The following is a 26194-nucleotide window of genomic DNA, read 5'->3' as shown; positions in this document are numbered from 1 at the left end:
TTAAAGTTTGACCGGCTGACCGGTGCGGACGCTTTCATCAGCCGCAAGGCAGATGCGCAGCGACTGGACGGCGTCGTTCATGTGGCGGTCGAGATTGATATCTTCGCGAATGGCCTTCAGCACATAGGCCTGCTCACGATCGCAGAGTTCCTGATGGCCGGGCTCTCCGTCCATTGTCAGGTCCTCGTCCGGCTTGAGAAAGCGACCATTGGGACCAGTTTCCGCATTGTGCACGCGAATGACCGAGGTCTTGGTGTGTGTGTCGATATCGTCCGACTTGGCATTCGGATCCATGACGATCGACACGGAGCCCTTTGGCGACATGACGTCCTTCACGAAGAAGGCGGTCTCCGAAATCATCGGACCCCAGCCGGCCTCGTACCAGCCGGCCGACCCGTCTTCGAAGATCACCTGCAGGTGGCCGTAATTGTACATGTCCGAAGCGATTTCGTCGGAAAGACGCAGGCCCATGCCGCGCACCTCCACCGGCTTGGCGTCGGTGATCTGGCACATGACGTCGACATAATGCACGCCGCAGTCGACGATCGGCGGGGTCGTCTGCATCAGCGACTTGTGGGTCTCCCAGGTCGGACCGCTCGACTGCTGGTTCAAGTTCATGCGGAAGACGTAAGGACCGCCGAGTTTGCGGGCTTCGGCGATCAGCCGGATCCACGAGGGGTGGTGGCGCAGGATGTAGCCGATGATCAGCTTGCGGCCATGCTTCCTGGCGGCAGCAACGACCCGTTCGGCGTCTGCGACCGTCGTTGCCAGCGGCTTCTCCACGAACACGTCGCAGCCGGCTTCGAAGGCGGCAACCGCATAGTCGGCATGGCTGTCGGAATAGGTACAGACCGAGCAGAGTTCGGGTTTCAGTTCCTCAAGCGCCGTCTTGAAGTCAGGATGGATCTCGTAGCCGCGCAGTTCCTCCGGAAGCTCCACCTTGGAGCGGTTGACCAGCCCGACGATCTCGAAGCCGGGATTGTTGTGATAGGCCAGCGCATGGCTGCGGCCCATATTGCCGAGACCCGCGACGAGGACCCGGACCGGTTTGCTGTTTGAACTCACTTGACTGCTCCTGCGGTGATGCCGCGGATCAGCTGCCGCGAGAAAATGACATAGAGGACGAGAACCGGAAGGATGGCGAGCGACAGGGCCGCAAGCACGGCGTTCCAGTTGGTGACGAACTGGCCGATGAAGATCTGCGAGCCGAGCGTGACCGTCTTGGTTGCTTCTGCCGGCGCCAGGATCAATGGGAACCACAGATCGTTCCAGATCGGGATCATCGTGAACACGGCAACCGTTGCCATCGCCGGCCGGATCAGCGGCAGCACGAGGCGGAAGAAGATCGAGTATTCCGACAGCCCGTCGATGCGGCCGGCATTCTTCAGGTCATCCGAAACCGTGCGCATGAACTCCGACAGGATGAACACCGCGAGCGGTAGCCCCTGTGCGGTATAGACGAGGATCAGCGCCGTCAGCGTGTTGACGAGGTTGGCAGCGACCATGCCCTGAAGGATGGCGACGGTGCCGAGCCGGATCGGGATCATGATGCCGATCGCGAGATAGAGCCCCATCAGCGTATTGCCGCGGAAGCGGTATTCCGACAGCGCGAACGCGGCCATGGCGCCGAACAACAGCACCAGCGCGATCGCGACGACCGTGACGATGAAGCTGTTCTGGAAGTAGGTCGCGAAATCGCCCTGGCCGAGCACCGTCTGGTAGCCGATCAGGCTGAAGGTCTCGGGCGTCGGGACCGTCAACGGCGCCCGGAAGATCGCGTTGCGATCCTTGAACGAGTTGATGATCGTCAGGAACACCGGAAACAGCGAGATGAGCGTATAGGCGATCAGCGCGATGTGGACGAAGCCGGTGCGGAAAATGGAGTGGCGTGCTTGCGACATCTCGGCCTCCCTTAGAACTGATAGCGGCGCATGCGGCGCTGGATGACGAAGAGGTAGAGCGAGACGCCGGCGAGGATGATCAGGAACATCACCGTTGCGATCGTCGCGCCCATCGAGCGGTCGCCCAGCTGCAGCTGGAAGCCGAAGAAGGTGCGGTAGAGCAGCGTGCCGAGAATGTCGGTCGAGCCATCAGGACCGGCAAGCGCGCCCTGCACGGTGTAGACCAGGTCGAAGGCGTTGAAGTTGCCGACGAAGGTCAGGATCGAGATGATGCCGATCGCGGGCAGGATCAGCGGCAGCTTGATCTTCCAGAACTGGCTCCAGCCGGTGACGCCGTCGCATTCGGCGGCTTCGATCACTTCATCGGGAATGTTGAGCAGGGCGGCGTAGATCAGCATCATCGGGATGCCGACATATTGCCAGACCGAGATCAACGACACGGCGATCAGGGCCGAGCCTGGCCTGCCGAGCCAGGGCGCAAACATCGACTTGAGGCCGACGAGATCGAGCATCCAGGGCGCGACACCCCAGATCGGCGACAGGATCAGCTTCCAGATGAAGCCGACGATAACGAAGGAAAGCAGCGTCGGCAGGAAGATCGCCGTGCGGTAGAACGTGACGAAACGCAGCTTCGGAATGGACAGCATGGCCGCCAGCGCAACGCCGATCGGATTCTGCACGCACATGTGAATGATGAAGAAGATGACGTTGTTCTTCAGCGCGTTCCAGAAGTCGTGCGCCCAGCGCTCCTCGCCGAACAGGACCTGGAAGTTTGCGAGACCAACGAAGGTCGGCTGGCCGTCGACCGTGTTGTATAGCGAGAGACGCAGCGTCTCGATCAACGGCAGGATCATCACCGCCGTGTAGACCAGAAGGGCCGGCAGCAGAAAGATGAGGATGTGCCAGCGTTTCGGCCGTCTCACGGTCGGCTGTCCCTCTTGCAGTGAAGTGACGTTGCTCATTGATCGTACCCGCTTGTTCGACCGGTTCCCCAGGGCGTCATGATGCACGTCGACGCCACACGGCCGGTCTTGCCGCATAACGCCTGCCCCGATCCGGGCTCATGACGAAGGTTAAGGCTATCGCGTTCTTTTGCAAACGACTGCGTCGGGGACCTCCCCATCAAGGGGAGGTCGAGGACGCTGCGGCTGGGGGAGTGCCTCCTTGGGCAATGTCCTCCCGCCCGGCCCTTGCTGCATGTTTCCTCAATCCTATCCGATTTGAGGACAAAAACATTCAGCAATTCAAAGTGCTACAGCGACCTTTGTGCGTCCGACAAGACGCGCGGCGCTGTAGGGCCGACCCTCCCCCGAAGGGGAGGGAACCAGTTGCGCTTACTTCGCCGGCTTGTACCAGCCGTCGAGACCCTTCTGCAGCTTTTCGGCCGCAACCTCAGGCGTATCCGTGCCGTTGATGACGTTGGCCGATTCAACCCAGGTTTCGTTCTCGAGGCTCGGCGTACCGCGCGCCAGGATCTGGTAGGTCGAGCGGATCGTCGGCTTGCACTTTTCGCGCCAGGAAACGAATTCCTGAGCGAGCGGATCGGTCATCTTCACCGGGGTCGAATTGAGGCTGAAGAAGCCCGGCAGCGAATTGGCGTAAATCTCGGCGAATTCCGGCGAAGCGACCCAGGTAAGGAAGGTCTTGGCTTGCTCGGCGTGCGCACTCTTGGCGTTCAGACCGACGCCGATGTCGTTGTGGTCGGAGATGTAGCAAGCGTCGCCGGCGTTCTTAACCGGAGGCGGGAAGGCGCCCATCTTGAACTGGGCCTGGGTGTTGAACAGGCCGATTTCCCACGAGCCGGCCGGATAGATCGCGGCGCGGCCGAGCGTGAACAGGTTCTGGCTGTCCGGATAGGTCTGGGCCTCGAAGCCGTCGCCGAGATAGTCCTTCCACTTGGCGAGAACGCGATAGGGCTCGACCCACGGTTCATCGGTCAGCTTCTGCTCGCCCTTGATCAGCGCAGCGCGGCCTTCTTCACCCTTCCAGTAGGTCGGGCCGATGTTCTGGTAGCCCATGGTCGCGGCTTCCCAGAGATCCTTGGTGCCCATCGCCATCGGGATGTAGTTGCCGTCGGCCTTGATCTTGTCGAGAGCTGCGAAGAATTCGGCTTCCGTCGTCGGGATCTGGATGCCGAGCTGGTCGAAGGCGTCCTTGTTGTAGATGAAGCCGTGGATGACCGAAGCCATCGGCACGCAGAAGGTGGCCGAGCCATCGTCTGTCGTCCAGGCGGACTTGGCGACCGGGGAGAAATTTTCCATACCCGGCAGCGCCGTCAGGTCGGCAAGGTGCTTCTTGTTGTAGAGTTCGAGCGAGACATCGAACGGACGGCAGGTGATGAGGTCGCCCGCGGAGCCGGCGTCGAGTTTGGCGTTCAGCGCCGCGTTGTACTCGGTCGGCGCCATCGGGGCGAACTTGACCTTGATGCCGGGGTTCTTGGCTTCGAAAGCCGGGATCAGCTTTTCCTGCCAGATCGCCAGGTCGTCGTTGCGCCAGCTTTCGATCGTCAGCGTGACGTCCTCCGCGTGGGCCAGGCCGGCCGAGCCGAGAATGCTCGACGCAAGCAGCAGGCCCTTGAGTGTCGTACGGGTCATTTAGCTTCTCCCTCTTATATGCGCCGTTTTGGCGCGGTTTGAATCCCAGGTTTATCTCAGGCCGAAACGATATCGATCGCCCGGCGCAGGTTCTGCTTGGTCTGGTTGAGCGCCGCTTCGGCTGCCGCCACGTCCTTCGCGCCCGATGCCAGCAGGATGGCGATCTTGACCGAGCCGGATGCGGCATTGATCAGCCGGCCGGCCTCGGATGCGCCAACACCGGTAATGTCGGTGACGATGCGAACGGCGCGGCCGTGCAGCTTGATGTTGTCGGCGCGCAGATTGACCATGTGGCCGTCGAGCACGTGGCCGAGATGGATGCCGACCAGCGTCGAGAACATGTTGAAGGCGATCTTCTGTGCCGTGCCGGCACCCATGCGCGTCGAGCCGGAAACGACTTCCGGCGGCGTCTGCAGCAGAATGGCGACATCCGCGTCGTTGAAAAGAGCTGCGCCCGGATTGTTGGCAACGGCGATGACTTTTGCGCCGAGCTTGCGCGCCTCGTCGGCTGCGGCCAGCGCATAGGGTGTCGAGCCGCTGGCCGACACTGAAACCAGACAGTCGCCCGCGGTGATGCCGGCCTTGCGGACGTCTTCGCGCGCCAGATCCATGTCGTCTTCGTAGCCGCCGGCGAGGTCATTGAGACTGGCGGCGCCGCCTGCAAGCAGAATGACGATCTGGTCCTGGGGGATGCCGTAGGTGCCGGGAAGTTCCAGCGCATCGGCCATGGCCATCAGGCCTGAGCTGCCGGCGCCGGCATAGGCGAGACGCTTGCCGGAGGCGAGCGTTTCTGCAGCCAGGGACGCAGCAGCGGAAATCTGCTCAATCGCGGCGTCCACGACCTTTGCTGCCGCCTGTTGTCCGGATGCGAGCAGCCGAAGCGCCAGCGCCGGATGCATGACATCCAGGCCTTTGGCGTTGTCGTGACGCTCTTCGGTCTTCACTGAAGGCATAGGTTGTGTCTCCTCTGGGTGAATTAATGCCAAAAAAATACCAATTGTCTAGGAGAAATTACATTTTGGCGTCAAAAAAAAACCAATCTCTGAAATTATCCGTTGTTATTCAATGCATTATTTCAAAATTGGATATCGAGACCAATTCGGACTTGGTTATTGGTATTTTTTTGGTATCCTCTATGGGCGGAGGTGCTCATGCCAAACTACCTAATAGGAATCGATGGCGGCGGAACAAGCTGCCGGGCGGCTGTGGCTGCGGGGGATGGACGTATTCTCGGCCGCGGCAAGGCTGGTGCAGCCAACATTCTGACGGATCCTGAAACGGCGCTCGCCCATATTGGCGACGCTGCGCGGGCGGCATTTGAAGAAGCCGGTCTTGATCCCTCTGGTATCGCCGAGGCGCGCGCAATTGTCGGCGTCGCCGGGCACAATGTCGGCGATGCCGTGCATTATGTGAAGCGACGCCTGCCGTTTGCCGCAGCCGATATCGAATCGGATGGTCTGATTGCCCTGCAGGGCGCGCTCGGCGACGAGGACGGCGCCGTCGCCATTCTCGGCACCGGCAGCATCTATATCCTGCGGCAGGCCGACATCGTCAGCTATGTCGGCGGCTGGGGCTTCACGATCGGCGATCATGGCAGTGGCGCACGCATCGGCCATGCGCTTTTGCAGGAAAGCCTGCTTGCCTTCGATGGCATCCATGAGGCGTCGCCGATAACCGATTCCGTCATGGCCGAGTTCAGGAACGATCCGAGTGCTGTCGTCGATTTCGCGCGCCTGGCAAAGCCGGGTGAGTTCGGCCGCTATGCCCCGCGTGTCTTCGAAGCGGCGCAGGCGGGCGATCCCGTCGCCGTGCGTCTGCTCAAGACTGCGGCGATCACGGTCGACGAGGCGCTAGACGTCGTGGTCGCCCGGGGCGGGCGCAAGCTCTGCCTGCTCGGTGGCCTCGCGCCGCTCTATCGTCCCTGGCTTGCCGAGCGCCACCAGCCGTTTTTTTGTCGAAGCCGAGGCCGACGCGCTCACCGGCGCCGTCGCACTCGCCGCACAGCGCTTCGGCTCCCGCTCGGAGGTCGGCGCATGACCGATCATCTCGCTGCCATTCTGCCGCTCGAAGGCCTGCAGGCCGGTGGATCCGGTCCGCTCTATCTGAAACTGCGGCAATCGCTGGAAGACGCGATCCAGTCGGGCAAGCTCAATCATGGCGACGCCCTGCCGCCGGAGCGCGATTTGGCCGATTACGCCAATATCAGCCGCGTGACCGTGCGCAAGGCCGTCGACGATCTCGTGCGCGACGGCTTGCTGGTGCGGCGCCACGGCTCCGGCACTTTTGTCGTCAAGCCGGTCTCCAAGGTGCAGCAATCGCTGTCGCGGCTGACCTCGTTTACCGAGGACATGGCGCGCCGTGGTCTCAACACTCATGCCCGCTGGCTGGAGCGAGGCCTGTATCATCCGTCGCCGGATGAGATGATGGCGCTCGGCCTGCCGGCCGACGCGTTGGTGGCCAGGCTCGGGCGTCTGCGCATCGCTGACGACATGCCGCTCGCGATCGAGCGCGCCAGCATCTCGGCCGAATTCCTGCCGGATCCGCAGGCCGTCACCTCGTCGCTCTATACCGCGCTCGACAAGACCCGTTCCCGGCCGGTGCGCGCCGTGCAGCGCATCTCCGCCTGCAACATCAAGGATCCGGACGCCTCCATGCTCGGCGTCGCCGTCGGCTCTGCCGGCCTTTCCATCGAACGCGTCTCCTATCTCGCATCGGGACGCGTCGTCGAATTCACCCGCTCGCTCTATCGGGGCGACGCCTATGATTTTGTCGCGGAACTGACCCTGTCGGAATCCTGACCGTCGCTCCGCAAGAAAGGAATTGACCATGCAGACCAACATGCGCCGAGAAATCGACGAGATCCCCGAAGCGGCGGCCCGACTGCTCGAGCATTCTTCCGAGGCCCTGAAGCAGGCCGGCGCAGCGCTGCGCGCCAAGGACCCGGCTTTCCTGGTGACGATCGCGCGCGGTTCTTCGGACCATGCCGCCCTGTTCCTGAAATATGCGATCGAGCTGCAGGCCGGTCGACCGGTCGCTTCGCTCGGGCCGTCGCTCGCGTCGATCTATGGCGCCAAGCTGAAGCTCGGTGGCGCGGCGGCAATTGCGATTTCGCAATCGGGCAAGAGCCCGGATATCGTCGCGATGGCCCAGGCCGCAACCGATGCCGGCGCCGTATCAATCGCACTTACCAACACCCTGCCGTCACCGATCTCGAAGGCATGCACCCATCCGCTCGACATTCTCGCCGGCCCGGAAATCGCCGTTGCTGCAACCAAGTCCTATGTCAACTCCATCGTCGCCGGCCTTGCCGTTCTCGGCGAATGGACCGGCGACGCGGCGTTGCAGCGCGCCGTGGCCGATCTGCCGAACCAGTTCGCCAAGGCGGTGAAGCTGGATTGGCATGAGTTCGCCGCCGATCTCGGCGAGGCCGAATCGCTCTACGTGCTTGGCCGTGGCCCGGCGCTGGCGATCGCCAGCGAAGCGGCGCTGAAGTTCAAGGAAACTTCGGGCATGCATGCGGAAGCCTATTCGGCCGCCGAAGTGCTGCATGGACCGGTGGCGCTTGTCGGCGCCAAGTTCCCGGTGCTGACGCTTGCGGCGCGCGATGCGGCCGAAGGGTCCGTCGCCGAGATCGCCGACGGCATGGCCGAGAAGGGCGCCGTGGTCCATGTGACGTCGAACCGCGCCGGCAAGGCCAAGCGCCTGCCGTTCGTCGAGACGGGACACCCGATCACCGACGCGCTGACCCTGATCCTGCCGTTCTATGGCTTCGTCGAAGCCTGGTCGCGCTCGCGCGGTCTCAATCCCGACGCACCGGCAAGCCTCAAGAAGGTAACGGAGACGAGATGACCGAGAAGAAGGCAATCATCGGCGCCCGCCTGTTCGATGGTATCGAATGGCATGACGGCGCCGCTCTCTTGATCGAGGCGGGTCGTGTCAAGGCCATCGTGGCAGCCGGCGATCTGCCGGCCGGTGCCACGATCGTCGATGCCCACGGCCTGCTGCTGGTGCCCGGCTTCATCGACCTGCAGGTCAACGGCGGCGGCGGGGCGCTTCTCAACGCGCAGCCGACGCTGGAAAGCATCCGCCAGATCTGTTCGGCCCATGCGAAGTTCGGTACGACCGCACTTCTGCCGACGCTGATCACCGATACGCGCGAAGTCCGCACGGCAACGATCGCCGCCGGCCTTCAGGCCAAGGCGGCCGGCGTGCCCGGCTTCCTCGGCCTGCATCTGGAAGGTCCGCATCTTTCGGTCGCACGAAAGGGCGCGCACGATCCAGCGCTGATCCGACCGATGGATGACGCCGACCTCAAGGAGATGCTCGACTGCGCCAGGGCGCTCGGCACCCTCATGGTCACGGTCGCACCGGAAAATGCGACCAAAGAGCAGGTTCGAGCCCTTGCCGACGCCGGCGCCATCGTCAGCCTCGGCCATACGGATGTCGGCTATGAGACCGCCGTGTCCTATGCCAAGGCAGGGGCGAAGACGGTGACGCATCTGTTCAACGCCATGAGCGGTCTCGGTCATCGCGAGCCTGGCGTCGTCGGTGCAGCCCTTGCGACAGGCACCCTGCACGCGGGCCTGATCGCCGACGGCTACCATGTCGACCCCGCCTCGATGGGTGTGGCGCTGCGGGCCAAGACCGGCCCGGGCCAGATCTTCCTGGTGACCGACGCGATGTCGCCGATTGGAACGGACATGACGAGCTTCGAGCTCAATGGCCGCGAGATCCTGCGCCACGGCGGTCGTCTGACGCTCGCCGACGGCACGCTTGCCGGCGCCGATATCGACATGCTCTCGTCGGTGCGCTTCGTGCACGAAAAGCTCGGCCTACCGGTCGAGGAAGCCCTTCGCATGGCATCGGCCTATCCCGCCGACGCCATGGGCATCTCCTCGCACAAGGGCCGTGTTCTGCCCGGGGCAGATGCGGATTTCGTGCTTCTGACATCAGAACTCGCCATGGGATCGACTTGGATTGGCGGCAACCAGGTCTACGCAGCCTGATCACCGATCTATCGAAAAATTGAGGCCCGACGATCGGAGTGATCGTCGGGCCTTTCTTTAGCGTGAACTGAAAGCGTGGCGAAGATCCGACGCGCGAACGTCCTACCCCGCCGAAAGCCGCGCTTTCATCGCCTGAACGGTCGCCACATCCGTGCGGCGCCGATCCTCGGTCACGAAGCCCATCTCGACCAGTCGCCGATCATGAGCCGGCTCACGGATCGAGCAGGATGAATGCACTTCCGTGACGGGCAGTCGGGCAAGCAGCGCATCGACGGTTTCAAGCGTCACGCCGGAACCAGGCATGATCGAAAGCCGCCCACCTGCCAGCTCGACAAGCTCCGCCAGCTTCTCGATGGCCTGTGGCGCGCTCCTCGCGCCTCCGGATGTCAGGATCCGCTCAAAGCCGAGTTCAACCGCAAGTTCGATTGCGTCCTTGAAATCTGGCACCAGGTCGAAGGCGCGGTGCAAGGTGAGGCCGAGGCCTGCGGCATGGCCCGTCAGTTTTCGGAGCATGGGCGCATCGAGCTGGCCATCGGTAAGCGACGCACCGAGAACGACGCCGGCAAGTCCGGCATCGCGCACCGCATCGATATCGCGGCGCATCATGTCGAGATCGGCGGCGCCAAAGACGAAGTCGCCCGGCCGCGGCGGACCATGACATAGACGGGTACCCGTGGCGGCCCGGCGAGTGCCATCAACCCGGCGGTCGGCGTCAGCCCGCCGACGGAAAGTGCTGCGCAGAGTTCGATCCGGTCCGCCCCGCCCTCGATCGCCGCGGCAAGCCCGTCGGCGTCGTCGACGCAAACCTCAAGTCCGATGCCATTCATGCCTTTTCTCCTCCAAGGCCGAGCAGGGCTGCGCCGATCAGGCCGGGCTCGACCTGACACTCGCCGCGCACGACGAGCGGCCGTTTGAACTGCCGCAGAATCCGGCTACGAACCGCCAGATCGATCCCCTCAAGCAGCGGTTCAACGTTGGAAAGACCGCCGCCGACAGGTACGATCGTCGCTCCCGTGGTGTTGATGACGAGCGCCAGCGGTGAGCTGACGAGATCGACAAGAATCTCGACGGTGCGTTTCGCTTCCGTGTCGCCCTTGAGCCACGCCTCGATGATCTCATGGCTCGACATGGTCTTGCCGTGCACGGTGTCGTGCAGTCGTTCGAGCCCGCGCGCGCCGCCGACCGTGTCGACGCAGCGCCGCTGGCCGCAGCCGCAGGCATAGGCGGGGATGGCGATCGGCGGTTCACCCGCTTCCGCGGCAAGTGCCGGTCCATGTCCCCATTCGCCGGCAAAGCCGCCGTCGGCGTTGATCAACTGGCCGTCGACCACCAAGCCGCCGCCGACACCGGTGCCGAGGATCGCCCCGAAGACGATGCGGTGACCCCGGCCGGCGCCGGCGCCCGCTTCGGCAAGGGCGAAACAGTCGGCGTCATTGGCGATCTTGATCGGCAGGTGCAGCTCGCGCTCGAGCTCGGCCACCAGTTCGCGGCCGTCGATGCAGGGGATGTTGGCGCATTTGATCCGGCGCGTCTCCGGGTCGATGACGCCGGTAATCGAGATCGCCACGCATTCCGGGTGGCCGCCGGCTTCGTCGAGCACGGATTCGAGCGTTTGGACGAACTGGCGGAAATTGTTGAGCGGCGTCGTGCGGCGCGGCAGCGGAAAGATCCGTTCGCGCGAATGCACGATCGCCCCCTTGATCGCCGATCCGCCGATATCGAAACAGACGATCATGCCTCTCCCCGGATCACGGCTTCGGCGGCAAGTGCGATCGAGAGCAACCGGTCGTCCTGATGGTGCGGTGCAGCCAACTGCAGGCCCACGGGCATTTCGCCGGCACCGGTGCCGCAGGGGATCGAGATGCCGCAGAAATCGAGGAAGTTGCCGATGAGCGTGTTGCGCAGCGTCGTGGCGTTGGTCTTGAAGAACAGCTCGTCGTCGGCCAGCAACGGCGCCAACGGCGGCGCGACATGCGGCAATGTCGGATGGACGATGAGTTCGCCCGGCTTCAGGCTCTCGACCGTTTCATGGATCAGCTGGTCGCGCGCATCGAGAAGCGCGATATAGTCAGGCATGGTGATCTTCTCGCCGAGCCTGGTGCGCGCGACGACACGCGGATCGATGCGTTCGGCCTCGGAGCCTGCCAGGCGCTCCCGGTGAAGTGCGAAGGCTTCGGCGGTGACGAGCGCGCCGTGGCGCGCCATCAGATCGAACACCGCCTTGAACGTCGGAAAGGCGCGGCGGGTGACCGTGGCGCCGGCCTTTTCCAGCCGCTTGACCGCATCCTCGAAGGCTTCGACGACTTCGTTTTCCGCCTCGTCGAAGACGATGGTTTCGGGGATGACGATCGAGAGGCCGGCGATCTCGCCGCGGCGAACCACCGGTGCGGTCAGTCCATGCATGGCGGCGTCGAGCCAGACCGCATCCTGCACCGTATGACAGAGAGGCCCGAGCGAATCGAGGCTTTCGGCGAGCGGGAAGACGCCCTTCATCGAATAGCGGCCGCGCGTCGCTTTGTAGCCGATGATGCCGGTCATGGCCGCCGGGATTCGGACGGAGCCGCCAGTATCGGTACCGATTGCCGCGGGCACGAGACCGGCCGCGACCGCCGCCGCCGCGCCCGACGAGGAGCCGCCGGGGATGCGCTCGACATCGGTCGAGGCCGGGTTGTGCGGCGTGCCGTAATGCGGATTGATGCCGAGGCCGGAGAAGGCGAATTCGCTCATGTTGGTTCGCCCGACGCTGACCATGCCGGCACCGGCAACCGCGCCGACCACGGCGGCGTCACTGCCAGCAGGCGGGGTGTCCCGCAGGACCGCGGAACCCGCGGTCGTCACGCTGCCCTTGACGTCGAAGAGATCCTTCCAGGCGACCGGAAGACCATCGAGCAGGCCGAGCGATCGGCCCGCACGAAGCCGGGCGGAGGCCGCCGAGGCCTCCTTAAGCGCGCGTTCGCGGGTGATGCCGACAAAGATCGACTGATCGCCGTGCGCCGCGATGCCGGCAAGTGTTTGCTCTGCAAGCGTGACCGGGTCGAGCTTGCCTTCCTGGACGAGTACCGAAAGCCCGGCGAGCGTTTTCTGTCTGGTCATGGTCTCCCCTTGTCCGCCTGCCGCCAGCGGCAGCTCGTCCTTCCGTTGGCCCGCGTGGGCAGGCTTTTGATCTAAAGCGTGTCGCGATCTCCAGGATTCGCTGACTGCGCATTAAGTCGTTGTTCTTGCGCATGTCGCGCAAAACCCCTGCACAGTTTTGTGCAACAAGCTCTACCATATCGCTCCCCGTGGCGTTTGCCATGGTTCGTCCGTCTTCGCCGCAGGAATTTTGCCGAAAGCAGATGATGCCGGCCGTCCTGCCTTGTCGATACGAAGGCGTTTGCCTACATGCCTCATCGAACCCTGCCCGGCACTGGAGAGATTTGATGATATTGGACGCGGCGCGGCTTTCTTTTGCCAATCTCTTTGCACCGGAGACCCGTTCGGTGTTCTGGAAAGTGCTCGGCCTGACGCTTCTGGCGCTCGCAGCACTGTGGTTCGGCCTGCGCGAACTCTTCATCTGGCTTGCTTTGCCATGGCTCGATGCGTTGATGCCTGGCACGCCCGCCTGGGCGGGTTGGCTCACCTTCGTGCTCGGCATCTTCGCGAGCCTCGGGCTGGCGCTGGCCCTGGCCCTGCTGCTAGCGCCGGTGACGGCGCTGATCGCCGGCTTCTTCCTTGACGATGTCGCGGACGTGGTCGAGGCGCGCGACTATCCGAGCGAGCCGGCGGGCAGGCCCTTGCCGCTCGGAGAGGCGATTGCCGGCTCCGCCAAGTTCCTCGGCGTCGTCATTCTCGGCAACATATTGGCGCTGTTCCTGCTGCTCGTGCCCGGCGTCAACCTGATCGCCTTCTTCCTCGTCAACGGTTACCTGCTGGGGCGGGAGTTCTTCGAGTTTGCCGCCATGCGCTACCGGTCGCCGGCGGAGGCGCGGCTTTTCCGCGCCAAGCACCGCTCGACCGTGTTCCTGGCCGGGTTGATCCTTGCGGCGTTTCTCGCCGTACCGCTGCTCAACCTGCTGACGCCGCTCTTTGCCGCCGGCATGATGGTGCACCTGCACAAGAGGCTGTCGGCAAGCGATCCGGGATTTTCGCTGACGCGAGGGGCCACGGCCAGGCCCTGAGACGCAATCTGCTTGACAGCGGACATCCGCTGGCCAATCTGCCGGCAAATCCCCCGCTGCATGTTTCCTTAATCTTGTTCGATTTAGGAATACCGACATGCAGCTATTCAGAGTGATACAGCGACCTTTGTGCGTCTGAAGACGTACGGCGCTGCAGGCGTCGCCCGCCGGGATGGCCGCGACAGGACGGAGCAGCTGAAATGAACAACGCCGAAGACCGGGTCACCCGCCTTGAAGAGACGGTGGCTCACCAGGCCAAGACGATCGAAGAGCTTTCCGACCAACTTGCCGAGCAATGGAAAGTGGTCGAACAGACCCGAGCAAAGCTCGACCGGCTGACGGAACGCTTCCTCAGCCTCGAGGAGCAATCGATCGATGCGCCTCCGATCACCCGGCCGCCGCATTACTAGAGCTTTTCCAGGAAAAGTGCGAAGCGGCTTTGCGTCAGGAAATGCGCAAAGCCAGGGAGATGGCGCGGCTCAATGGCTCCGCAGGACAGGGAAATAAAAAGGCCGCCGGTTCTAGCGAACGGCGGCCTTTCTCATTTTCAGGCGGAAGCCCTTAGTAGGGGCAGGCTTCGTCGCTCATGTAGTCGTGCACCTGGACCTTGCCGGCGATGATCTCGGCTTTCACCTTCTCGACCGCATCGAGCATTTCCGGGGTGATCAGAGCCTTGTTGTTGTCGTCGAGCGAGTAGCCGACGCCATCTTCCTTGAGGCCGAGATTGGAGATGCCGAACTCGAACTTGTCGTTCTTGGCAGCAGTGAAGGCTTCGTAGACGGCGACGTCGACGCGCTTCAGCATCGAGGTCAGAACCTTGCCCGGCTGCAGTCCGTTCTGGTTGGAGTCGACGCCGATGCCGAGCTTTCCGGCATCTGCAGCGGCCTGCAGGACGCCAACGCCCGTGCCGCCGGCTGCGTGGTAGACCACGTCCGAACCCTGGTCCATCTGCGACTTGGCAATTTCGCCGCCCTTGACCGGGTCGTTCCAGGCGTCCGGTGTCGTGCCGGTGTAGGCTTCGAGAACCTTCACGTCAGCGCCGGTCGACTTCGCGCCGCCGACATAGCCGCAGGCGAACTTGTGGATGAGCGGCACGTCCATGCCACCGACGAAGCTGACGGTCTTCGACTTCGAAGCGAGACCAGCGAGCACGCCGACGAGGTAGGAGCCTTCCTGTTCCTTGAACACGATCGACTTCACGTTCGGCTTGTCGAGCACCATGTCGATGATCGCGAACTTGGTGTCCGGATATTCGCCGGCAATCTTTTCGAGCGGTGCCGCCCAGTTGAAGCCGGCCATGACGATCGGGTTGTTGCCGTCGCTGGCGAAGCGGCGCAGGGCCTGCTCGCGCTGTGCATCGTTGGCGATTTCGAATTCGCGGTATTCGACGCCCGATTCGGTTTTGAACTTTTCGGCGCCGTTATAAGCGGCTTCGTTGAACGATTTGTCGAACTTGCCGCCCAGATCGTAAATGATGGCCGGCTTGATGTCGGCGGCCAGAGCCGTCGCGGACATCATGGAAAAGGCAAAGAGACCGAGAATGGTTTTTTTCATCGTGCAGCCCTGTTGTCGCTATTGATCTTTATCGGGTCCTCCCGCGGGCCCCGGATGGAACCTGTCTGCGGAACCCACCCCTCTCGTGGGGGCTAGGGTGGCCGCATCCTTGCACGGTCACGGCAAAAAAACACTCAAAATTTTTCGGATGGTAAAAATGTCGACCGGCATTCACAAGCAGGGTTAAAATGCCGGTTCGCTTGACCTTTTAGCGCGGGGGGTGGACACCAGCAGCATGTAAAAGGCCAAGAGCATATCGCGCAAGAGTATACAGTGGGTTGTGCGCGACATGCGCAAAAGCGAAAGCCTGAAACGCAGCAGGCGGATCCCGCTGATCGCGATAGGCCCTAGGCGCCGATCGGGCAGCTGACGCCGGTGCCACGCAGGGCGCAATAACCAACAGGGTTCTTCGCCAGATACTGCTGGTGGTAGTCCTCGGCAAAATACAACGGGCCGGCCTTCGCGATCTCGGTGGTGATCTTGCCGGTGTGGCCCGATCTCTTCAGCGCCGCCTGGAAGGCATCGCGCGCGGCCTTCGCTTCCTTCAGCTGCGCGTCGTCATAGACATAGATGGCGGAGCGATAGGTCGTGCCGATATCGTTGCCCTGACGCATGCCCTGGGTCGGGTCGTGTTCCTCGAAAAAGGTCTTGAGCAGGCTCGACAACGGAACCACCTCCGGATCGTAGACCACCAGCACCACCTCGGTGTGGCCGGTCAGTCCCGTGGTGGTTTCCTGGTAGGTCGGGTTCGGCGTCATGCCGCCGGAATAGCCGGCCGCGGTGACATACACGCCCGGCTTATTCCAGAGCAGCCGCTCCGCGCCCCAGAAGCATCCCATGCCGAGCAGGATCTTTTCCATGCCTTCCGGGTAGGGGCCCTTCAGCGGGTGTCCCGAGACGAAATGCGTGGCGGCGGTCGGAATGGCGTCCTCGCGCCCGCGCAGTGCCGTCTGCGCGTCGGGCATGATGGTCTTCTTGTTGAACATGTCGATCAGGAACATCACGAAACTCCTTGTCGGTCGACGCGGGATGAGCACCCCGCGATGATCAGGCAGCGAAACGGCCGGCCGCCGGCCGCTTCTTGTATCCGGCCATCCACAGGAGGAGGGCGAGAAGGGCGAGCACCGCAAACGCCGGCTGCGTAAAGAACCAGTGCAGCACCGTGTGCCAGAGGATCGGCCCGGTATCCGTCCGCTGCGCGAACAGCACCCAGCTAGCGGTGTCGGGGCCAAGCGCTTCGAGATCGTCGCCGAGCGACGTCATCACCAGCTCGGAGGCTGCGACGGACTGGATGGCATCGACAGCCCCCGCAAGGACGGCCGCAAGCAGCACCACAAAGCTCGCCAGTCGCAGCACGAAGCGCATCGGTCCCTCATTTCTCAAACTCTATCGCCCCAGATCGAACCGTCGCTCCCGTCTTACGGCATCAGTTCCCCTGCTTGAGGGCAAAGCCGGCGCGAGGGGAGAACGTGGCAATCCGGGATGGTGCAACGTTCCGGCGGCCTTCGAAAGGAGGCGCCGAACAACTCTGCCGCAAGAGATAGGCCCCGTGTTCGACAAGCGCAATGGCAGCCGTTCGCTGCCAAGTTTCATAAGATGTCAACAATCTGTCAGAAAGCAGTTGATCCCGCGCAAATCATCGGTATATATCCCGCCCGTCCGCCGGTTCGCGCCGGATGACACGAAGGGCCTCGCCCTTCCCATCCAGCCGCATGACCATCGGCTGTTGACGGATGGACAGGTGGCCGAGTGGTTGAAGGCGCACGCCTGGAACGCGTGTATACGTGAAAGCGTATCGAGGGTTCGAATCCCTCTCTGTCCGCCATTTCTTCACCAAGGGTTAATTTTTCATCGTACTCAGCCGTCGCTAGTCGCAACCTTGTGCGCTGACCCAGATCATTGATGTGCGCGGAGCTTGCGCGGGTGTTGGTGCGTCGCCGGCGGAGGGCAAACAGTTAGCCGTTGCGCTAAGTGTTTCGTCATGATACTTAGCCTTATGGAACAGTATTCGAGCCCTTTGGACGGAATTTTTCAGGCCCTGGCCGACCCCACGAGGCGCTCCGTGCTGGCGAGGCTCGGTCGAGGGCCAGCCAGCATCAGCGATCTGGCAGAGCCGTTCGACATGGCGCTACCGTCGTTCATGAAACACATCCATTTTCTCGAAGGCAGCGGCCTGATCCGCACCGAGAAGCAGGGCCGGGTGCGCACCTGCACCATCGAGAAGAGCCGGTTTGCCGCCATCGAAGCGTGGATGTCGGAGCAGCGCGCCCTTTGGGAAGGCCGCACCGATCGGCTTGAACAGTTCGTGATATCAGCTGAGAACAAGGAGAAATGACATGATCCGATCTCACAACCCCGATCTCGACCTGACGATATCGCGCCTGATCAAGGCGCCGCGGCCGACGATCTGGAATGCATGGACCGATCCCGCCAGCTTCGAGCAATGGTGGGTTCCGGCGCCGGCCAGATGCCAGGTGGTCGATATGGACCTGCGGCCGGGCGTGCGCCTTCGTCACAAGGATCAGCGAAGGCGGCGGTGCGTTCACGCCGCATCTGGATGCGTGCTTTCTGGCGGTCGACGACATCCAGCGCATTGTCTTTACCAATTCGCTGGTCGCGGGGTGGCGCCCGGCCGAAAACCCTTTCATGACGGCGATCATCACACTCAAGGATCATCCTGAGGGCACGGACTATGCCGCCCACGTCATGCACAAGAGCAACGCCGACCGAAACATGCACGAGGAGATGGGTTTTCACGATGGCTGGGGCACGGTCATCGCGCAGCTTGCCCGGCTCGTGGAGGGCAGAACCCAGTAGAGGAGGTCGACATGCGCAAGATTGTCCTGCAGATGATGACGACGCTCAACGGTCGCCTCGACGATCCGCTGGCCTGGCTCGGTAGCGTCGGCGACGACCAATATCGGGCGATCGACCGGCTCTACGCCACCTATGACACCGTACTCGTCGGCCGCGTGACCTACGAGGAAATGGCATCCTACTGGCCGGGCGCCCTGTCGGAGGACGTGGGAACCGAAACCAACCGCAAGATGGCGCGGAGGATGCACGACTATCGCAAACTGGTCTTCTCGCGCTCGGGACGCCAGACGCTGACCGAATGGAACAATGTCGAGCAGGTCGTTGCCCACGATGACGAATTGCTGGCAGCCTATCTCCTGGATCTGAAGGCGCGCGCCGGTGGCGATATTCACCTTTCCGGCGGCGCCAGCCTGGCCCAGACGGTCATCGGTCTCGGCCTCGTCGATATCTTCCACTTCTTCGTCTATCCCGTCACGTCCCCGGGTGCCGCCTGGTTCGATGAGCTTCCCGACAGATATGATCTGCGGCTGATGGGCACGGACACCTACGAGAATGGCGTGGTCGGCCTGCACTACGAACCGCTCAAGCGTGAGAACGCGGAACGGGCAAGCAGTTTTTCCGAACTGCTCGTATAACCGCGTGTCCCGCCGCTCCGGCCGCGCCGACGGCCCGAGCGGCGGTCGATCGCAGATCAGCAACCGTGCTCCAGCGCGGTCTTCATCCGGTCATAGGTCGGGGCGAGTGCCCGCAAGGTGGCCGCCGCGACTGCGTCCTTGCGCACCACCAGCGGATACTGCAGCGCTCCGATGAGCCGTGCCTGTTCATCGGCAATGCGGGCCGCCTCGTTGTAACCCGCCCGTGCGAGGCAGGCGGCCGCGTCGGCCGCGCGGCGGGCGCCGGTCCGGATGGCGAAGTGGACCAGATGCGCGCGCAAGTTCTTGTCGCAACCGGTCGCGACGCGCGCGGCGAGCGTTTCGGCTGCTTCGGCATTGCCGAGGGTTCCGGGAGGAACGGGCAGGTCCGTCTCCATCGACAGCCAGTGGATGGCGGCCGGGATCGACGCCCGTATCGTCTCGATTTCCGATATCTCGGCGATACGGACAAAGTCGGTCCGCATGGTGTAGGCGTCACCATAACTCAGCGTGTCTGCGCGCCAGGCGGCCATGAAGTTGGCGAGCGGCAGGCGCGCATAGGGGTAGCCCTGCGGGTCGTGCATCAGCACGCTGTCCTCGTCCATGTCGAGCACCACGACGTAATGGTCGGCGTCGATCGGTCCGTTCATGCCCGGCTGGTGGCGCAGATGCCCCATCTCGATGGGGCCGATCCAGACCGGTCCGTCCTTGAGGGCTGCGCGCAGGCGGGAAAGCGCGTCGTCCGCATCGCCGCCCTTGCTGAGCGTCGATGTCCAGCCGAGCGCCGCAAGCGCGCCTTCAGAGCCGGCTTCCGGATCCCAGCCATAGGGGTCGAAGAACGGCAGGGTGCCGCCGAGCAGTTGCATGCCGAACGGACTGCTGGTGGCAAATTCGATCACCGCGGTGGAGGGGGCCTGCGCGCCGAACATCATTGCGAAAGAGTTGGCGTAGCAATAGGGGCCGGAGCCCGTATAGGCGAAATGCATCATGATCGTCTGTCCTGTTAGAGCATTTCCAGGAAAAGTACGGAGCGGTCTTCCGTCAGGAAATGCGGATAAAACAAAGAGATAGAGTGGTTCTGATTCCGCCTAAGACGGAAACATTATGGGGTAGGCGACATCGAAGGACGCGCCGTTGCTGCCGGGGTAGTTCGTAGGGGCTGCCGCTGCTGTTGATGTCGGTTCGCGCATCCAGCCAGGTTTCGATGGCGTCGTAGACGCGCAAGATCAGCGGGAAGTTTTCACAAGCCGCCGGCACCGGCAGAAAGACCTCTCGCCGCGCGGCCTGAAGGCGGATGCGCAGGTCGTCGACCGGCTCGATGCCGCCTTCATAGGCGATGGCGACTTCCACCAGTCCCTCGCTGTCGCGGCTAACGGTTTCATGGAAATGCACGGTCATGGCGCCGTCGCTGGCAATCCCGCAATGGCGCAGGTAACCACGGATCTCCGCCTGGGCGGTTGCCAGGAATGCATCAAGCGCCTCGATATCGAGCTGACGTTGGCAGGAGATCAGCTTGCAGGCTGCCACCTCGCGTACGGCAATCGCCGAGATTAGGTCGGCATCACCGCCGTCCGTCTGCCGCGCGATCGCCACCACCAGCTCGGTCTGCTCGCTCAGCCGCTCGTTTTGAGCGTCCAGCCAGGACCGCAATTCGATAAGGCGGCTCTGCGCATCCAGTTCCACCAATTGCGCGACGCGCGCCACCGACAGGCCAAGGCGTCGAAGGCGCGCGATAAGCCGTGCCCGGGCGGCCTGCTCCGGCGCATAGTAGCGATAGCCCGTCGTCGGATCGGTATAGGCGGGCACCAGCAGGCCCTGCTCGGCATAAAGCCGCAGCGCCTTTGGTGACAGTCGTGTGGCGGCGCCAAAACGGCCCGCAAGGAGATAAGATTCGCTCATGGATCTGACTGTGAGGCTTGCCCCTGGGGCGAGGTCAAGAGGCAATCGTTGTCGATGTGCACGCCTTGTACTCGCATTCGCTTTGCCAGCGCTGTCGGGGGGTAAACAAGGGGTGCCGCAGGGCGTGCCGAGATGGTCGATACGCCCTGTGGCAGGTTCATCGGATCAGGCTTCCGCCGGGCGTTGCCTCGCCAGCACACCGAGCGCGACCAGCGTGACGATCGCCATTGTCATTGAATAGCCGGCTAATGGAAATGCGGTATCTCCACCAAGCAGAACCACAGCCAGGGTGCCGAGCACCCCGACAATCAGGCTCTGAATGCAGAAGTAGAGCGCGACCGCCGTTCCTGCCACATGGCCGAAAGCCTGGAGGGCTCCATTGGGGGTGACCGAACCGGTGAAGACGATGCCGACGGCGATGACCCACATCGGCAGGATGAAGGTCCAGAACGACGGTGCGGCGACGCTCTGGCCGACGACGAGCAGCACCGCGCCGAGGATGAGCAGCGCCATCCCGCGGGCAAGGCTGCCGGTGATGCCCCAGAGCGCCACGAAGCGTTTGGCAAAACGGGTCGTGACGATCATCACAAGGGCCGCCGTCGCAAAGACCAGGCTGAAGGCGAGTTCGGAATAATCAGCTCGATCGATGAGCACGCGTGGTGCTGTCGAGAAGAACACGAAGAACGAGCCCATCGCGGCGCTGAAGCCGAGCGTGTAGGTCCAGAACGCTCCGTTGCGCAGGATCGGGCCGAAGGATCTTCTCTCGCCTTCGGTGCCGGTTGGCCTGGTTTCCCGCCATCGCGGTATCGCATTCGCCATGGCCGCGATGGCGAGTAGGCCGAGTGCCAGGAAGATCGCCCGCCAGCCGAAGCGATCGGCAAGCAGCGCGCCGGCGATCGGGCCGAGGGCCGGCACGAAGGCGAGCATCGCGCTGAAGAGGCCGTAGATGGTCACGCCTTCGGGCCGGTCTGCATAGACATCGCGGACAGTGGCAAAGGTGGCAACGAGCGCTGCCGAGGCGCCGATCGCCTGCAGCAGGCGAAGGGCGAGGAAGGCGGGGGCCGACACGGTGGCGGCCATCAGCAGCGATGCGACCGCAAACAGCAGCGCCCCACAGATGACGACCGGACGCCGACCGATGCGATCGGAGATGGGCCCGAAGACGATCTGGCCGACGCCGAGAATGGTCATGTAGAGGCTTAACGTCAGCTGGATGATCGCTGGCGTCGTGGCGAGAATGCCCGGCATGACAGGCACGACCGGCAGATAGATATCCATCGCCAGGGAGGCGAGAGTCGAAGGGGGCCATCAGCAACAGCGCTGCCGGCACTGAATAGTTCCAGGTTGATGATTTATGATTGGGCACGATTGAACATCCGCTCAAATGAATGACATTCAGCGGCGCTCTGCCTTCTTATCGGTAGTGTGAAATGACCGGACAGACGCCGCAACAACGATTGGGAGTGTTGTTGCGGCTTACTTGGTTGCTGACTCAGGCGTCCCCATTCCGGTCTCCATAGGAAATCGCGCGCGTTGTGGTTGGCGCCGTGTCCATTTACCAGCCCAAGCTGCCAACAACAACCGCTTGCGGTCAAGCAAGCAGATCATGAATGTTTGCCCGGCTTCACCGTCAGGCGGTTCTCGACGCTGGTGACGCCGATTACCGATCTCGCCGCGTCGCCGGCGCAGGCAACATCGGAATCGCTTGGGACCTGGCCCGACAGCACGACCATTTCGCCGAGCACGATCACTGAGATATCGGTGGTGTCGACGAAGGTGGCGTAGCGGATGAAGCGCAGAACCTTGCCCGCCAGATCGTCATCCTTCAGATGAGGATCGTCGTCCTTATGGGAGTAGATGGGCTTTTCTGTTGGCATGGTCGTTTTCCCACTGCTGTTCGGGAACGCCCCGGACAAGCGAATGTTCCGGTCTTTTTTACCTTGGTCGACGGCTTCGTCAGGGGCGTGGATCCGGTCCTGCAACCTTGCGGCGGTCGCCGGAACGGGTCTATCTCTATCGGACCGTTCCCAAGGCTCACGCATGTCCGATATTTTCCAGAATGTTCTGCCCATCTTCATCCTGATCCTCACCGGTTGGCTGATCGTCAGGCTCGGCTACCTGAAACCGACCGTTGGCGACGCGCTCGGTGATTTCGTTTTCCGCGTCGCGGTGCCTGTTCTCCTGTTTCGCACAATCGCCGAGGCGGATTTCAAGGACGGCTCGCCCTGGCCGCTCTGGGTTGCCTATTTCTCAGGCGTCGCCGTCACCTGGACCATCGGCCATCTGGCGGCGACGCTCGCCTTTGGCCGCGATGCGCGCATGGGCGTGCTGGCCGGTGTTTCCTCGGCCTTCGCCAACACCGTCTTCATCGGCTTGCCGCTGGTCTCGCGCATCGTCGGCGAGGAGGGGATCGTCGCGCTGTCGATCCTGCTGTCGGTGCACCTGCCGGTGATGATGATCGCGGGCACCGTGCTGATGGAGCGCGCCGAACGCAGGGTAAGCGGCAAGCCGGGCCAAAGCCCGCTGAAGCTCCTGGGCGGCGTTGCCCGCAACCTGCTGCGCAATCCGCTGGTCATAGGCCTTGCCTTCGGTGCCGCTTTCCATCTGCTTGGCCAGCCGCTCGACGGTCCGGTCAAGAGCGTCGTCGATCAGCTAGCCGCCATTGCCGCGCCGGCGGCGCTGGTTTCGATCGGCATGGCGCTCGACAAATATGGTCTTGTCGGCAATCTCGGGCTGGCGACGGTGACGAGCCTGTTGAAGCTTGTGGTTCTGCCGGGCGTCGTCTTTGCCGCCTGCCACCTGCTCGGCCTCAACGACAACTGGACGACCGCGCTTGTGCTGACCTCGGCGGTGCCGACCGGCGTCAACGCATGGCTGATCGCCAATCATTTCAACGTCGGCCATGCGCTGGCGTCCTCGACCATCACGCTGACCACAGCGCTGGGTGTCGCCAGCGTTTCGGTCTGGGCCTACATCCTGATGTGACCGGCGGGTCCGGTGAAGACAGCAAAAAGCCCGGCGCGATGGCCGGGCTTTGCGAAATTCGATCGTAACGGAGCTTGGGGCTTATTGAGCCGGCGCAGCCTGGCCTTCGGCCGGCTTGGCTTCCGTTGCGGGCGCTTCGGCCGGCTTCTCGGCAGCACCTTCGGTAGCGGCAGCCGGAGCAGCTTCTGCGGCCGCTGCATCCGGGAGAGCGGCCGGAGCATCGGCCTGTTCGCGGAGATATGCGATCAGGTTGGCGCGTTCGTCAGGCTTCTTCACGCCGGCAAAGCCCATAGCGGTGCCCGGAACGTGCTTCTTCGGCGCTTCGATGAAGAAGCTGAGGTGGTCGTAGTCCCAGACGACCTTGCTGCCTTCGGAGAAGGTCTTCATGCCAGCCGAGTAGCTGAAACCTTCGTGCGAGGCGATCGGGCGGTTGACGACACCCCACAGGTTGGGGCCGACCTTGTTGGCTCCTCCCTTATCCACGGTGTGACAGCTTGCGCATTTCTTGAACACGGTTCCGCCGGCTGCAGCGTCTGCCTTGAGGAGCAAGGGCTTGATGTCGACTTCAGCCGCTTCCTGGGCGCCGCCGCCAGCTTCGGCCGTGCCTTCTTCGGCAACGATCGCGAAGCCTTCCTTCTCGGGAGCCTCGGAATGGAAAATGCCTTCCGACGCAATGGATACGGACATCAGAACGAAAACCGTACCCAGAAAGGCACCCACGCCCATGTTCACATATGAGTTCATCTGCAAACGCTCCCTTTGCCACCGGCGTAAACAAAAACCCGGCCCATCTTGAAATCGCGCGGAACCTATGTCTTTTGGCTCTGCGTTGCAACAGAGATTATGGGCCCCCAACTGAGACTTTTTGACACTTTGGGCGGGGTTTTTGAAGGCCACATCATGAATCGCGAAAATTCAGGCAAAGCCATCGTGCTCATTCCGGCGCGCATGGCCTCCACGCGTCTGCCGGGCAAGCCGCTCGCCGATATCTGCGGCCTGCCGATGATCGTCCAGGTTGCCAAGCGCGCGGCGGAAGCCGATGTCGGACGGGTCGTCGTCGCCGTCGACGACCCGCGTGTTTTCGATGTCGTGCGCGACGCCGGTTTCGAGGCGATCATGACGCGGGTCGACCATCAGTCCGGTTCCGACCGGATCTATGAGGCGCTGTCGAAGGCCGATCCGGACAGTGAGGCGCAGTTCGTCATCAACGTGCAGGGCGATCTGCCGACGATCGAGCCGGCTCCTATCCGTGCCTCGCTGAGGCCGCTTGTCGAAAATGCCTCGACCGATATCGCCACCTTGACGGTGGCGATCACCGACGAGGAAGAGAAGAAGAGCCCCAACATCGTCAAGATCGTCGGCTCGCCGCTGTCGGCGACGCGCCTGCGCGCTCTCTATTTTACCCGCGCGACCGCGCCCTACGGACAGGGCCCGCTCTACCACCACATCGGGCTTTATGCCTACCGCCGCCAGGCGCTCGAAAAATTCGTCGCTCTGAAGCCGTCGACGCTGGAAAAGCGCGAATCGCTTGAGCAATTGCGCGCGCTTGAAGCTGGCATGCGCATCGATGTCGAAATCGTCGACACCGTACCGCTCGGCGTCGACACTCCGGTCGAGCTCGAAAAAGCCCGCCGCATCCTTTCCGAAAAAGCCTGAGAAGGAAGACAGTGTGACCACGAAGACCAACAGGATCTCCTTCCAGGGCGATTACGGCGCCAATTCCGACATGGCCTGCCGCGACATGTTTCCGTCGATGGAGCCGCTTCCCTGCCAGACCTTCGAAGACGCCTTCGTGGCGGTCGAGAATGGCGAGGCGGATCTCGCGATGATCCCGATCGAAAACACCATCGCCGGCCGTGTTGCCGACATCCACCACCTGCTACCCGAATCGCGGCTGCATATCGTCGGCGAATATTTCATGCCGATCCGCTTCCAGCTGATGGTGCTGCCGGGCGTGACGCGCGACGAAATCCGCACCGTTCACAGCCACATCCATGCGCTCGGTCAGTGCCGCAAGATCGTGCGCGCCAATGGCTGGAAGCCGGTGGTTGCCGGCGATACCGCAGGAGCCGCCAAGCTGGTGTCGGAGCAGGGTGATCGCTCGATGGCGGCGCTCGCGCCGCGGCTTGCCGCCGACCTCTACGGCCTCGAGATCGTTGCCGAAAATGTCGAGGACACCGAAAGCAACGTGACTCGCTTCGTCGTGCTGTCGCGTGACGAGCAGATGCTCTCCCGCAGCGCCGATGACGAACTGATCATCACCACCTTTGTGTTCAACGTGCGCAACATTCCGGCCGCGCTCTACAAGGCGATGGGCGGCTTTGCCACCAACGGCATCAACATGACGAAGCTCGAGAGCTACCAGCTCGGCGGCAAGTTCGTGGCCACGCAGTTCTACGCCGACATCGAAGGTCATCCGGACGACACGTCGGTGCGCCATGCGATGGAGGAGCTGCGCTTCTTCTCGGAGAAGGTCCGCATTCTCGGCACCTACAAGGCGCATCCGATGCGTGGTGTGCTTTAAGCATCTCAGAGACAGAGCGTTTCTACGACCCGTCTAAACCGGAGACGCTCTGGCGGCTCCGGCCGCACTGCAGATCAGGCTTACCAATGCGTTAACTCGCTACGCGTCTGGTGCATGCCTAATCT

24 protein-coding genes, 1 tRNA gene and 4 pseudogenes are annotated in these 26194 nt (G+C 62.8%); 13 read left to right on the top strand and 16 right to left on the bottom strand.

Annotated features, from left to right (window positions below; genetic code table 11):
* The 5 genes from BKP54_RS18715 to BKP54_RS18695 all read right to left on the bottom strand — a co-directional run bounded on the left by BKP54_RS18715 (position 1) and on the right by BKP54_RS18695 (position 5448).
* Positions 1–1065, bottom strand: coding sequence for a Gfo/Idh/MocA family oxidoreductase (locus tag BKP54_RS18715; protein WP_057204378.1), 1065 nt, complete (start codon positions 1063–1065; stop codon positions 1–3).
* Positions 1062–1901 (bottom strand): carbohydrate ABC transporter permease, encoded by an 840-nt coding sequence (locus BKP54_RS18710; protein ID WP_025425449.1) that lies wholly within the window; start codon positions 1899–1901, stop codon positions 1062–1064. The genes BKP54_RS18715 and BKP54_RS18710 overlap by 4 nt, the downstream gene beginning before the upstream one ends.
* Before the next feature lie 11 nt (positions 1902–1912).
* The gene (locus tag BKP54_RS18705) at positions 1913–2863 is read right to left on the bottom strand and encodes a sugar ABC transporter permease (RefSeq protein ID WP_025425450.1); all 951 of its coding nucleotides are present in this window, start codon (positions 2861–2863) and stop codon (positions 1913–1915) included.
* A gap of 372 nt (positions 2864–3235) precedes the next feature.
* Complete coding sequence (locus BKP54_RS18700; protein ID WP_025425451.1) at positions 3236–4495, bottom strand: ABC transporter substrate-binding protein; 1260 nt, start codon at positions 4493–4495, stop codon at positions 3236–3238.
* Positions 4496–4551: 56 nt separating this feature from the next.
* Positions 4552–5448, bottom strand: a complete 897-nt coding sequence (locus BKP54_RS18695; RefSeq protein ID WP_025425452.1) for an N-acetylmuramic acid 6-phosphate etherase — start codon at positions 5446–5448, stop codon at positions 4552–4554.
* Positions 5449–5646: 198 nt separating this feature from the next.
* Here BKP54_RS18695 and BKP54_RS18690 point away from each other — a divergent pair.
* From BKP54_RS18690 to nagA, 4 genes and pseudogenes are all read left to right on the top strand, one after another.
* A pseudogene (locus BKP54_RS18690) lies at positions 5647–6532 on the top strand (N-acetylglucosamine kinase).
* Entirely contained in the window at positions 6529–7293 is a 765-nt protein-coding gene (locus BKP54_RS18685; protein WP_025425454.1) for a GntR family transcriptional regulator, read from the top strand. The pseudogene BKP54_RS18690 and the gene BKP54_RS18685 overlap by 4 nt, the downstream one beginning before the upstream one ends.
* Before the next feature lie 28 nt (positions 7294–7321).
* Positions 7322–8344, top strand: a complete 1023-nt coding sequence (locus BKP54_RS18680) for an SIS domain-containing protein (protein WP_025425455.1) — start codon at positions 7322–7324, stop codon at positions 8342–8344.
* The gene (gene nagA, locus BKP54_RS18675; protein WP_025425456.1) at positions 8341–9501 is read left to right on the top strand and encodes an N-acetylglucosamine-6-phosphate deacetylase; all 1161 of its coding nucleotides are present in this window, start codon (positions 8341–8343) and stop codon (positions 9499–9501) included. Before BKP54_RS18680 ends, nagA begins: the two co-directional genes overlap by 4 nt.
* A gap of 102 nt (positions 9502–9603) precedes the next feature.
* On the opposite strand, the pseudogene BKP54_RS18670 reads toward nagA, so the two are convergent.
* The 3 genes and pseudogenes from BKP54_RS18670 to BKP54_RS18660 all read right to left on the bottom strand — a co-directional run bounded on the left by BKP54_RS18670 (position 9604) and on the right by BKP54_RS18660 (position 12594).
* A pseudogene (locus tag BKP54_RS18670) lies at positions 9604–10328 on the bottom strand (copper homeostasis protein CutC).
* Positions 10325–11236: an ROK family protein gene (locus BKP54_RS18665; protein ID WP_025425458.1), complete on the bottom strand. Its 912-nt coding sequence runs from the start codon at positions 11234–11236 to the stop codon at positions 10325–10327. The pseudogene BKP54_RS18670 and the gene BKP54_RS18665 overlap by 4 nt, the downstream one beginning before the upstream one ends.
* Positions 11233–12594: an amidase gene (locus BKP54_RS18660; RefSeq protein ID WP_057204374.1), complete on the bottom strand. Its 1362-nt coding sequence runs from the start codon at positions 12592–12594 to the stop codon at positions 11233–11235. Before BKP54_RS18660 ends, BKP54_RS18665 begins: the two co-directional genes overlap by 4 nt.
* A gap of 326 nt (positions 12595–12920) precedes the next feature.
* Here BKP54_RS18660 and BKP54_RS18655 point away from each other — a divergent pair, with 326 nt between their 5' ends.
* Positions 12921–13658 carry a sulfate transporter family protein gene (locus BKP54_RS18655; RefSeq protein WP_057204371.1) on the top strand — a complete coding sequence of 246 codons (738 nt, stop codon included), beginning with the start codon at positions 12921–12923 and terminating at the stop codon, positions 13656–13658.
* 200 nt (positions 13659–13858) lie between these two features.
* Positions 13859–14068 (top strand): SlyX family protein, encoded by a 210-nt coding sequence (locus BKP54_RS18650; RefSeq protein ID WP_025425461.1) that lies wholly within the window; start codon positions 13859–13861, stop codon positions 14066–14068.
* A 151-nt stretch (positions 14069–14219) separates the two neighbouring features.
* On the opposite strand, the gene BKP54_RS18645 is transcribed toward BKP54_RS18650, so the two are convergent.
* The 3 genes from BKP54_RS18645 to BKP54_RS18635 form a co-directional block, all read right to left on the bottom strand.
* Entirely contained in the window at positions 14220–15212 is a 993-nt protein-coding gene (locus BKP54_RS18645) for a BMP family ABC transporter substrate-binding protein (protein WP_025425462.1), read from the bottom strand.
* Positions 15213–15559: 347 nt separating this feature from the next.
* A complete protein-coding gene (gene msrA, locus BKP54_RS18640; RefSeq protein ID WP_025425463.1) occupies positions 15560–16213 on the bottom strand; it encodes a peptide-methionine (S)-S-oxide reductase MsrA in 654 nt (217 codons plus the stop codon).
* 46 nt (positions 16214–16259) lie between these two features.
* Positions 16260–16577 carry a hypothetical protein gene (locus BKP54_RS18635; protein WP_025425464.1) on the bottom strand — a complete coding sequence of 106 codons (318 nt, stop codon included), beginning with the start codon at positions 16575–16577 and terminating at the stop codon, positions 16260–16262.
* Positions 16578–16947: 370 nt separating this feature from the next.
* Here BKP54_RS18635 and BKP54_RS18630 point away from each other — a divergent pair.
* The 4 genes and pseudogenes from BKP54_RS18630 to BKP54_RS18615 all read left to right on the top strand — a co-directional run bounded on the left by BKP54_RS18630 (position 16948) and on the right by BKP54_RS18615 (position 18664).
* Positions 16948–17037, top strand: a tRNA-Ser gene (locus BKP54_RS18630).
* A 171-nt stretch (positions 17038–17208) separates the two neighbouring features.
* Positions 17209–17547 (top strand): metalloregulator ArsR/SmtB family transcription factor, encoded by a 339-nt coding sequence (locus BKP54_RS18625; protein WP_038576608.1) that lies wholly within the window; start codon positions 17209–17211, stop codon positions 17545–17547.
* 1 nt (position 17548) lies between these two features.
* Positions 17549–18029: pseudogene (locus BKP54_RS18620) on the top strand (SRPBCC family protein).
* An 11-nt stretch (positions 18030–18040) separates the two neighbouring features.
* Positions 18041–18664 carry a dihydrofolate reductase family protein gene (locus BKP54_RS18615; RefSeq protein WP_025425467.1) on the top strand — a complete coding sequence of 208 codons (624 nt, stop codon included), beginning with the start codon at positions 18041–18043 and terminating at the stop codon, positions 18662–18664.
* A 56-nt stretch (positions 18665–18720) separates the two neighbouring features.
* Here the strand turns inward: BKP54_RS18615 and BKP54_RS18610 are convergent, their stop codons facing one another.
* The 4 genes and pseudogenes from BKP54_RS18610 to BKP54_RS18595 form a co-directional block, all read right to left on the bottom strand.
* Positions 18721–19650, bottom strand: coding sequence for a hypothetical protein (locus tag BKP54_RS18610; RefSeq protein ID WP_025425468.1), 930 nt, complete (start codon positions 19648–19650; stop codon positions 18721–18723).
* Positions 19651–19702: 52 nt separating this feature from the next.
* Positions 19703–20605 carry a MerR family transcriptional regulator gene (locus BKP54_RS18605; protein WP_198956847.1) on the bottom strand — a complete coding sequence of 301 codons (903 nt, stop codon included), beginning with the start codon at positions 20603–20605 and terminating at the stop codon, positions 19703–19705.
* 120 nt (positions 20606–20725) lie between these two features.
* Positions 20726–21869: pseudogene (cml, locus tag BKP54_RS18600) on the bottom strand (CmlA/FloR family chloramphenicol efflux MFS transporter).
* A 295-nt stretch (positions 21870–22164) separates the two neighbouring features.
* Entirely contained in the window at positions 22165–22437 is a 273-nt protein-coding gene (locus BKP54_RS18595; RefSeq protein ID WP_025425471.1) for a BON domain-containing protein, read from the bottom strand.
* A 163-nt stretch (positions 22438–22600) separates the two neighbouring features.
* Here BKP54_RS18595 and BKP54_RS18590 point away from each other — a divergent pair, with 163 nt between their 5' ends.
* Positions 22601–23545 (top strand): AEC family transporter, encoded by a 945-nt coding sequence (locus tag BKP54_RS18590; protein WP_025425472.1) that lies wholly within the window; start codon positions 22601–22603, stop codon positions 23543–23545.
* Between the two features lie 81 nt (positions 23546–23626).
* Here the strand turns inward: BKP54_RS18590 and BKP54_RS18585 are convergent, their stop codons facing one another.
* Entirely contained in the window at positions 23627–24289 is a 663-nt protein-coding gene (locus tag BKP54_RS18585) for a cytochrome c family protein (RefSeq protein ID WP_038575793.1), read from the bottom strand.
* A 156-nt stretch (positions 24290–24445) separates the two neighbouring features.
* Here BKP54_RS18585 and BKP54_RS18580 point away from each other — a divergent pair, with 156 nt between their 5' ends.
* Complete coding sequence (locus BKP54_RS18580) at positions 24446–25201, top strand: 3-deoxy-manno-octulosonate cytidylyltransferase (protein WP_025425473.1); 756 nt, start codon at positions 24446–24448, stop codon at positions 25199–25201.
* Positions 25202–25214: 13 nt separating this feature from the next.
* Positions 25215–26069 (top strand): prephenate dehydratase, encoded by an 855-nt coding sequence (locus BKP54_RS18575; RefSeq protein WP_025425474.1) that lies wholly within the window; start codon positions 25215–25217, stop codon positions 26067–26069.
* Positions 26070–26194 lie beyond the last annotated feature (125 nt).

The organism is Ensifer sp. 1H6 (assembly GCF_001976035.1).
Taxonomy (GTDB): Bacteria; Pseudomonadota; Alphaproteobacteria; order Rhizobiales; family Rhizobiaceae; genus Ensifer; species Ensifer canadensis.
This window is presented reverse-complemented; position numbering and strand designations above follow the sequence as displayed.